Raw genomic sequence first — 9,542 nt, 5'->3', positions numbered from 1 at the left:
AGCAAGGCGGTCAGGGCGGTTTTGATTTCAGTCAGTTTGGAGGCGGCCAGCAGGGCGGTCAGCAAGGCGGCCAGAGCGGTAATCCGGGTGTTACTGACATCAGCACAGCTTTAAAGATCATGCCCGTAGGCGACTCCATCACTTTTGGTATGGGAGATACAGGCGGATACAGAAAGTTCCTCTACTATTTCCTCAAGGAAAAGGGCTATAACAATATCGACTTTGTTGGTCCCGAAGGTCCTGATACTGCTTCATTCAATTATAACGGACAGAGTGTTACCTACGATAACAATCACGCAGGATACAGCGGTTATACGATCAAGCAGAACAATGGATGGGGCAGCTTGTACGAGGTGCTAAATGAGAAAGATTCCATCAAGCAGGCACAGCCTGATATAGTTCTCCTCATCATCGGAACAAATGATATGAACGCTAACCGTTCGACAAGCGAGTGCGAGAAGGATCTCCGTGCACTTGTTGATTATATACTCGGAAATATGCCCTCAGACAGTATGCTCTTCCTCTCCACTATCCCTGAGCTGGGAGGCGGAATGTTTGGCGGCGGCGGAGATAAATCCGCTCAGATCGCAAGCTACAACAGCGCCGTAAAGAAGGTCGCAGAGGAATACAAGAGCAGCGGCAAGCGAGTTACCTTTGCCGATGTTCACGGCTGCCTCAACGGCACAGCAGATCTTGGAGACGGTGTTCACCCCAACGCTAAGGGCTATGAGAAGATAGGCAAGCTCTTTGCAGGAATGATAGATGAATATGTATCCTCATCAAAGCCGGCTGTAACAACGACTACCACAACCTCCGCAACAACGACGACCACTACCACTACCACAACTACAACAACAACTTCTTCTGCCACAACTTCTGCAACCACAACAACAGTACAGAAACTTACAGTTCTCAAGGCAGGAGATGCCAACAATGACGGCGTTCTTGATCTTGCAGACGCTATACTCATCATGCAGGCACTTGCAAATCCGAATAAATACGGATTGAACGGTACTGCCGAGAAGCATCTTACCGAACAGGGCAAGGTCAATGCCGATATGGACGGCGATGGTCTTACAGTCGATGATGCACAGGCTATACAGCAGATCCTCCTCGGCCTTAATAAATAATGTATAAAAAAAGCAGTCTGTATCTGTTACAGACTGCTTTCCCTTTATTGATATGATGTATTGCTGTATCCGGCTGCTCAGAATGACTTTATCTCACCGAGAACGAATTTCCTTAGGAGAGAAAGATCATCGCCGTTTATTGCATCGTCACCGTTTATATCAGCAGCACCGAAGTACTCCGCACCGCCGTTGAGAACAGCTTTTTTCATCTGGCAGAGGTCGTAAATATCTATTACGCCATCGCCGTTGAGATCGCCGGTGACCAGCTCGGAAAGCGGGCTGTCGGCTCTCCACCAGTTGATATTGTAGAGGTATCCCTCTCCACCTGTGAATCTGAAGTAAACATCGTGCTTTCCGCTGACTTCTTCGATATTGCAGGTCTGGGTGTTCCAGGTCTGCCAGCCGCCTGAGCCCTTGATGTCCATTCTGCCTATTACTCTGCCGTCGGGAGCGTCAATGCATACCTCGAGGACAGCCTTGGCACCGTTGGAGCCGATACGGAAATCTATCTTCTTGGCGCCTGTAAGCTCCACGTTCTTAAAGCCTATGTATTCGTTGTTTTCGATGTAAGCAACGTCGATTCCGCCTTCGGAGCAATTCTCGTTGTCTGTACCCGAGTTGAAATCAAAGTCCTCTGCCTGGATTACCTTGGCGCATCTCTTGATGCCGGGCAAAGGTCTTGTTGTTACAGCAGGCTTTGTGGTAGTTGTTGCGGGCTTTGTAGTAGTAACAGTTGTAGTCGTAGTTACGATCGTTGTCGTCGCTGCGGGAGCAGGGGAGGAACCGTCGCTGTAAACTGCTTCTACCGTTGCATCTCCCTCAAGTCTTACCTTGATCGAAGCTGTGCTCGTATCACCGTTTGTAAGTCTTGCTCCGTTTATCTTCCAGTGTGAGAAGGTACGTCCCTCAACGGGAAGAGCCTTGATGTAGATATCGTAGTCCGAGTGATAATTGCCGCTCCATCTGTCGATCTGACCGAGGCTGAGAGTGTTGAGCTTTATACTGCCGTTGTCGGCGGAATTGACCACAGTGAGTCTGTGGGGCTCGGAAGAAAGCCTTGCAGCCGATCTTGTGGTGCGCTCAGCGTACTGGTAACGCTGAGAGTAGAATTCGGTAACTGTGTTCATATCACCGTCAAAGCGCCTTTCAGCGTTGGCGCCGGATAAGCTGCCCGAATGGAAACGTCTGAAAGTATCGATGACCTGCTGTCTGAAACTGTTTCTGTAATTGCCGATTATTCTGTTGGTTCTTTCTGTTGTGAAGTTCTTGTTTGCCAGATCCATCATGGTTCTTGCAAATTTCAGCCTGAACTGCTCGTTATTCATGAGGCTGTTGAATACTCTTGCGAGCTGGCTGTTGTTTTCACGTATACGTCTGTAACAGTCGGCAGAGAACGACTTATCTTCTGTACCGTAGAGTCCCTGACCTGATTCGGTATCGAAGAGTATCATTCTCCATTTGCCGTCGGCATAGGGGTTGCTCTCGTCAATGGCATTTGAACGCCATGCACTGAAGTTGTTCTGCGGCCAGTCTGCATTAGCCCAGTAGATCTGAGCTGCGAAGTACTCCATAAAGCTCTGTATATCCATCTTCTGACAGAATTCATCATAGGATATACCGTTATTTGCCATGGCATTGCAGAGGTCGTGCCAGTCTCTTATGTCCTTGTCGCTGCCTTCTTCAAGGGCGCCGTTCTCGATCATAGCGACGTCGTTCTTTTTAACGCCGTAATGGTCGCTTATAAAGGTAGTATTGATCTTCTCCATAATCTGGTAGATGCCCCAGAATTCGCCGTCCAGGAAGAGTATACATTCCGAAGTAGCCTGATGGGCGAAGGTCTTGTCGGAAACCAGTGACTGATTGATGCTGTCACGGAAGAAAGCGCCTGTATTATCGTTTCCGCCGTTTCTGAGGACAACGCCGTTGAATTTCTTGATAGCCTTGCCGTTCTTGGCCTTGACAGCTTTTCCGGAGAAGAAATCATAATCAAATTCCGAAGTGCCGTAATCCTTTCGGGTATAAACATTGAAGCTCTTCTGTGCCAGGCATCTTGAGAAGGCTCCCTTTATACGTATGCCTACATTCTGATCTATGACCTTTTCGCCGTTGTCGAACATGGTAAAGATTGCAGGACGTTCCCATTCCCTGCCGCTCTGGGTATAGTTTGCGGGGACGGACCATGCATTTCTGTCCTCGCCGTTCCTGTTCTGCTCATAGACTCTTCCCAGGCAGTAGATGCCCTTTTTTTCGTCAAAGAGATTGGCAGGATCTGTAACGAGAGAGACTACCTTCATGTTCTTGTAGTATCCTGAATTGGTCTTGCCCACGAAAAATGTCTTGGTGACGTATTCGCTGGCACGGCCCTGACCGTCTACGGCAACGGCACGGATTATAGCTGCCTTGTCGACATTGTCGCGGGGAGCCTCGGCTCCATCGGGAACAATATCTGTGCGGGCGCTGAGACGGTTTCTGGTATCAGACATATCCTGTATACTGAGAGGCTTGGTATACTTTTCCGATCCGTATACGGGATCGCTTCCGTCAGTTGTATAGTATATATCGCAGCCCTCGTCTGCTGTGAGGGTAAGGGTGAAATTGCTGTCGTAAAAGCCGCTTTCATGTGAGAAAACAGGCTTATGTACAGCTGCGCTTCCTTCTGGAGCTCTGTTATTCTCTGCGGGCGTACAGCTGAGTTCGTAGTACTGGCCGCTGCCGTCGGGGTACTGTCCGTAGGACTTGTCCGAGGCAAGTGCCTCAACGTTAAGAGTCTGTACTGTCTGTCCCGACAGGTCTGTAAGTATAAGAGTCTCGCCTGAAGCTGATAGTCCGAAAGGAGCAATGCTGTTATTGTTTGCTGCTGCGTCGCTGTCGCAGAATACAATGAGCTTTCCGTCTGATGGTATACGAGTTCCCGATGGAAAAACGTATTTGAAAGGCGAATCCTCTTTGTCCGAAAGTCCCCAGCCGGAAATATCCGCTTCATCTTTTCCGCTGTTGAAGAGTTCGATCCAGTCATAGCAGTTCCCGTCACCTGCATGATAAGTTGTATTCTTGGAGCAGACTTCATTAAGTGTCACTTTGATATTGTCATCAGCGTGTACCGGCAGGTACGAGGCAGACTGCAAAAGCAGACCGAAACTAAGTACCCCTGCGGCAACACGTTTCCTTGATGAGTTTTCCATAAATTCCCTCCGATTAATAGATAAGTATACTTGAACGCTGATGTCATCCGAACTTTATTTTTTTCTTTTGTTCAGTAAAATAAATACTATTGTGCACAACGAAAATATTATAGCACACATAGGCAATGTATTTCAATAGGTTTGTTGCAATTTTTTACATCGATTTTGAAAAGAATTATAAAAACAACGCATCTGCGTTGAAAAGTCTTTGTCGGCGCAAAAATTTTTTTTATATGCCGATGTTAAGCCTGTTAATAATGACGAAAGTTATGATAAATAAAAATATCATTTTAACACAATTGTAATATTGCCATAATCTTTATATAACATTTTGTGGTGAGGACAAAAAACTGTTCCAAACAAATGGCCGGATAAAAAATAGCAGCCCGGGGGCTGCTATTTTTTTATTCCATATTTTTAAGTGCGAGGACCTTGGGTATCCTGCGGATACGAATAAAGTCAAGGACGGTAATGAGAAGATATGCTGCGAATACCAGCAGGAATTCCTTTACGAATCCCGATACGGGCATAATGAATGCGAACCAGCCACTCATCTTCATCATTATAAGCTTCCAGAAGAAGTTCATCAGCTTGTAGCCGATATAAATTGCAAGGAACTCCGAGAAGAATACAACGACAGCCGTTGGTATGAGGTAAATTGAGGCTATCTCTCCGTTTTCATAGCCGAGTATCTTAGTCATGGCTATGGAGCGTTCATTCTTCTCAATGATGATCTTTGTGAGAAGGTAGAGTATGATAGCAGCAACAATAAAGCAGACATACTGGAAATAGGTCATATATGAGCCCATGGAGTGATCGAGCTGCTCAGAGACCTTCATCATATCCTTTATGGTTATCTCCTTTGCTATATACTTATCACTTATGTCGCTGATCTTGGTATCGGACATATAACCGCTGAAGTAGTCTTCGTCCTTTTCAAAGAAATCGTTGAATTGTCCGCTGTTCATAAAGACTGCGATCCCTGCGGTATAATCGTATATGCCGCACACGTTCCAATTGTATTCCTTATGCTCGTATTTCTCGGAAAGTGTAATGGTATCGCCCTCATGAACGTTGTACTTGTCGGCGTAAGCCTTTGATACATATACGGAGCTGTCATCGCTGTTGTCCAGCTTTACGTAACGGCTGCCGTTGAATATGCCGTATACCGAAACTTCCTCGTTGTAGCTCTCGGACTTTCTATCGAGTGAGATTACGGAGAAGCGTTCAGCGTCTTTGTTTGCGGTAGTTATGGTATTGCCCTCATCGTCTTCCGTGCTGCTGAGAATTACATTGTAATCCGCAAAGGTCATATCGCTGAGGCTATCCTGATAATAGGACAGTGTCTCGGGCATTCCCACGGCCATGGAGATAAGCAGCATAACAAAGGTTATACCTGTGAAAAGCATGATATAGTTGGGGATATTCTGTAAGAATACACGCATACGGAAACGACGGAAGAACTTCCATCCAGGCAGCCTTATGGCTTTTTTCCTCTTTTTCTGCTTCAGGTCGTGTCTTAAAAATCTCAGCGGTGAGAGCTTCAGCGTCTTGGTTATGATGAACACGTTTATGATGAGCATGAGTATTATGGGGATCATGGTAGTGCGTATAAAGGCTTCGGGAGTCCATATCGTCTCAAATCGGGGCAGACTGTAGCTGCCGTAGTACATATCCGCAACGATGTTCTTGAATACCGTATATCCCAGTATATTGCCGATAACGGCAGCGATAACCACTATGAGCATGGGAGCGCTCATGTAGTAGCGCAGAAGCTCTCCTCTTGTATAGCCCGACGCCCTGAGAGTGCCTATCACAGAGGCTTCCTGTTCGAGAGTAGTGCTGATGGTCACCGCAAAGATGAAGGCCAGAACAGCAGTGAGGATATACAGAAGTATCTCACCCATAGCCTTGTCCTTGCCGATATCGTTTTCCGCAAAGCTCATTGCCTGATTAGCATAGGCGGGGACATAGTCCTTTATTTCGAGGTCTTCGGTATCAGATACAGCAGTCTGCGTGATGAGAGCTTTAAGGACGCTCTCGGACATTTCCTTTTCCTCGAACTTATCGGCAGGCTTATTGTTATAAGTGAAGGCGTAATTGGCACAGGTGTTTGCCTGGATACGCTGAAAGCCTTCATCTGTGGTCATTCCTATGTCGAAGGTGAGAGCGTCGAACATTGTATCGGTATTATTTTCGAACAGAGAGCTGTAATCCGTAAAAGCCGCAAGTCCCACAACTTCAAAATCCGCATTTTCCACGGATATGGTATCGCCGACCTTGATTTTCGCATTGTCTGCGTGCATACGGTCGATAATTATCTCGTTTCCGTTTTCGGGGGAGCGTCCCTTGAGAAGGTCATACAGGTCAATATCACTGCGCTGACCGTAGACACGTATTGTACCCGAATAGTTGCTGCGTGCTGGCAGCTGTTCCTTTGCGTTCTTGTAATGGAGAGGATATACCCTGACAGGCACTGCTTCGGACTTTTTGTCAAGGCCGTAGCGTCTGGAAAGCTCGTCGTATTTTTCGTCTATCTCCTTGTCTATCTCTTTTTTTGCTTCGTCCATAGCCTCGGAGATGGCATTTTTGTAGTCCTCGGAGTCTCTGGCAGCTTTCAGGGCTTCATCGTAAGCCTTATCGTAATTCTCGGCCGCTGCAGTCTCAAAGGCAGAGTTTATCATGCTCTCGCGCTCTGACTCGGGGATATCTGCCCCCATAGCCTTTGCAGCTGCTGTTTTCTCGTCAACAGCGGCGGTTACCTGTGCTTTTATGGCTTCCTTTACCTGCTCTGAGACATTTTTTTCTACGGCTTCGTTTACTGATTTTTCCACCTCGGCGGCGGCTTCCTTGTAGGCCTTTTCGCGGTAAAAAGCGGGAACATCGGCAGTTTCACCTTTTTCGACTGCCTTTATTACAGCCTCGTCAGCTTCTTTTGACAGGCGGAAGTGACCGTCCTCGCGTCTGAGATCTTCAATTCCCTTATTGATGGAATTGAGCATACTGTTATTTGCAACATACATACCCGACACAAAAGCGATAGTCACGATAAGCATAAGGCTTATCATAAGATAGCGCTTCCAGTCGCGGAGCATATCCTTCAGCACCCGCCTGCGAAGAGGATTTTTCGGGCGATTTCCGAAAGAGATGTTTTTCTTCTTCATAGCTGCACCTCCTTACCATTCAATTTCGGCGGCGGTGAGCTTATCCTTGTTGATATTGTCGTGTCTGATATTTCCGTCGCGGAGCTTGATGATATGGTCGGCCATCTGCTTTATGGCTTCGTTATGAGTTACCATGATGATGGTATTGCCGTATTTTTGGTTGACGTCCTCTATAAGCTGCAATATTTCCTTTGAGGTCTTGTAATCAAGAGCACCTGTAGGCTCATCACATAGGAGTATATCGGGATTTTTAACAATAGCGCGTCCTATGGAGACTCTCTGCTGCTGACCGCCGGAGAGCTGATTGGGCAGCTTGTGACGATGCTCGTAAAGTCCCAGTATTTTTAGAAGCTCATCTATATCCAGAGGCTTATCTGACAGGTAAGCTCCGGTTTCGATATTTTCCTTTACGTTGAGGTTGGGGATAAGGTTATACATCTGGAAAACGTAGCCCAGGTGCTTGCGTCTGTATCGGGTCAGGCTCTTTTCGTCCATTTCTGCGAGCTTGTCGCCGTTTATTGAGATCTCTCCCTCGTCGGCGCTGTCGATACCGCCGAGAATATTCAGCAGTGTCGATTTGCCCGAGCCCGAAGGACCGAGAAGCACACAGAATTCACCCTTTCCTACTGTGAAGTCCAGTCCCTTCAGTACCTCCTGTCTGGTCTCTCCGCTGCCGAAGCTCTTTTTCAGTCCGTTTACTGAAAGAAATTTTTTCTCTTCATTACTCATTTCAATATCCTCCCTATTTCATTATGTCATTAGCTTGAAAGAAGGCATGTTCTTTACATGAACATATGAATATCCGTTCATATGTTATCACGAACTCAGCGAATTGTCAAGTGTTTTTCCTCATTTCGGCAGTTTCAATATTATAGTCTGTGAGGGCGACTTTTATTTTAGTTAGCTTATGCAAATAAAAGTGTAAACAACGATATATCCCTGTGAGGCAGGGGAAACATTACCGCCTTACAGTATACCCCCAGGTATACTGTACAGGTGATTTTGTCGGAAAAAGGCGAAAAACAGGTAAGATAACTGCCTCTTTCACTAAAAAACCATTGCCTGTGATCATTTGTATTATTAAAAACTTACATTGACATAAAAAGAAGTATACTGTAAAATATAATAAGTATTTGTTTTGAAAACAGTCGGTTCAGCAGACTCGGAAATTGATATGTAAGAGATCGTTTCCGTTCTCAGATCTAACTATAAAATACGGAACTCTGCATTTGTTCAGCGGAGGGCAGGCACTATTGAGAGGTAAAAAATATGTTATTATTGATCGCAGTTATTATCGCAGCAGGTATTTTTGCTGCATTTTGTTCAGGCAAGCAGGAGAAAAAGCATGGAGCAGGCTTCATACCGAAAATGCTCTGCGCATTTGCTATGGTCTTTCCACTCGCTCTTTCGGGGGCGGTTTCGTGCGGCAGGACCGAAAACCATAATCAGAAGCCGGTCCCCACATCAGAAAAAACCTCCGAACCTGCTTCAACAGCTGCAACTACCGCAGCAAATACAGGCACTGCTGCAACAACTGCCGCAGCTGCAGTCACAGGCACATCAAAAACCACAGCCGTCAGGGGCAGCACTTCGACTTCAACAACGGCGTCTTCTTCCGATGATGTCAAGATTTTTGAGGAGCCCGAGGATTATGATTTTGAAAAGAGAGTTGCACCTGAAGTCAAGGACGATTTTTTTGGCAATGATCAGGGAAACAACCAGAGGAACAATGACGTGCCCGAGTCGCCTTACACATACAGGAACGGCGAATATGAAGCCGACGCGGACGGATATTCGGGATTTGTCCACGTAAGGCTTACCATAGAGGACGATGTTATCACCAGCATAACCGCCTGGTCTGACGGTGATGATCCTGAGTTCTTTGAAAAAGCCATGAATGAGATATTGCCTAAGATAGAAGCCAGTGCAAGCGCAGACGATATAGATGCCTGCTCGGGAGCTACCTACAGCTCCGGCGGTATAATCGAAGCTGCAAGAAAGGCTCTCATGCAGGCAATGAACTGATAAAAGAGTAAGCCCCGCAGTTAACTGCGGGGCTTTTTGTA

5 protein-coding genes are annotated in these 9,542 nt (G+C 46.5%); 2 read left to right on the top strand and 3 right to left on the bottom strand.

From position 1 onward, the window contains the following. Nucleotides 1-1,130 (top strand): GDSL-type esterase/lipase family protein (locus RF007C_RS17665; RefSeq protein WP_242836258.1); only part of this gene is annotated, 1,130 nt, incomplete at its 5' end. Between the two features lie 77 nt (nt 1,131-1,207). Here the strand turns inward: RF007C_RS17665 and RF007C_RS01790 are convergent. The 3 genes from RF007C_RS01790 to RF007C_RS01780 all read right to left on the bottom strand — a co-directional run bounded on the left by RF007C_RS01790 (nt 1,208) and on the right by RF007C_RS01780 (nt 8,205). After that, the gene (locus tag RF007C_RS01790; protein ID WP_051456475.1) at nt 1,208-4,312 is read right to left on the bottom strand and encodes a CotH kinase family protein; all 3,105 of its coding nucleotides are present in this window, start codon (nt 4,310-4,312) and stop codon (nt 1,208-1,210) included. A gap of 404 nt (nt 4,313-4,716) precedes the next feature. Next, complete coding sequence (locus RF007C_RS01785; protein WP_037296655.1) at nt 4,717-7,476, bottom strand: ABC transporter permease; 2,760 nt, start codon at nt 7,474-7,476, stop codon at nt 4,717-4,719. Between the two features lie 12 nt (nt 7,477-7,488). Beyond that, nucleotides 7,489-8,205 carry an ABC transporter ATP-binding protein gene (locus RF007C_RS01780; protein ID WP_037296652.1) on the bottom strand — a complete coding sequence of 239 codons (717 nt, stop codon included), beginning with the start codon at nt 8,203-8,205 and terminating at the stop codon, nt 7,489-7,491. A gap of 540 nt (nt 8,206-8,745) precedes the next feature. On the opposite strand from RF007C_RS01780, the gene RF007C_RS01775 reads away from it, so the two are divergent. Then, on the top strand, nt 8,746-9,501 hold the full coding sequence (locus RF007C_RS01775) for an FMN-binding protein (RefSeq protein ID WP_051456474.1): 756 nt from the start codon (nt 8,746-8,748) through the stop codon (nt 9,499-9,501). Nucleotides 9,502-9,542 lie beyond the last annotated feature (41 nt).

Source organism: Ruminococcus flavefaciens 007c, assembly GCF_000571935.1.
Lineage (GTDB): Bacteria > Bacillota > Clostridia > Oscillospirales > Ruminococcaceae > Ruminococcus > Ruminococcus flavefaciens_F.
This window is presented reverse-complemented; position numbering and strand designations above follow the sequence as displayed.

Bases quoted from the DNA above. Each gene is read 5' to 3' on its own strand.
- RF007C_RS01780 (WP_037296652.1), bottom strand. From the start codon at position 8,205: ATGAGTAATGAAGAGAAAAAATTTCTTTCAGTAAACGGACTGAAAAAG.
- RF007C_RS01785 (WP_037296655.1), bottom strand. From the start codon at position 7,476: ATGAAGAAGAAAAACATCTCTTTCGGAAATCGCCCGAAAAATCCTCTT.
- RF007C_RS01790 (WP_051456475.1), bottom strand. From the start codon at position 4,312: ATGGAAAACTCATCAAGGAAACGTGTTGCCGCAGGGGTACTTAGTTTC.
- RF007C_RS01775 (WP_051456474.1), top strand. From the start codon at position 8,746: ATGTTATTATTGATCGCAGTTATTATCGCAGCAGGTATTTTTGCTGCA.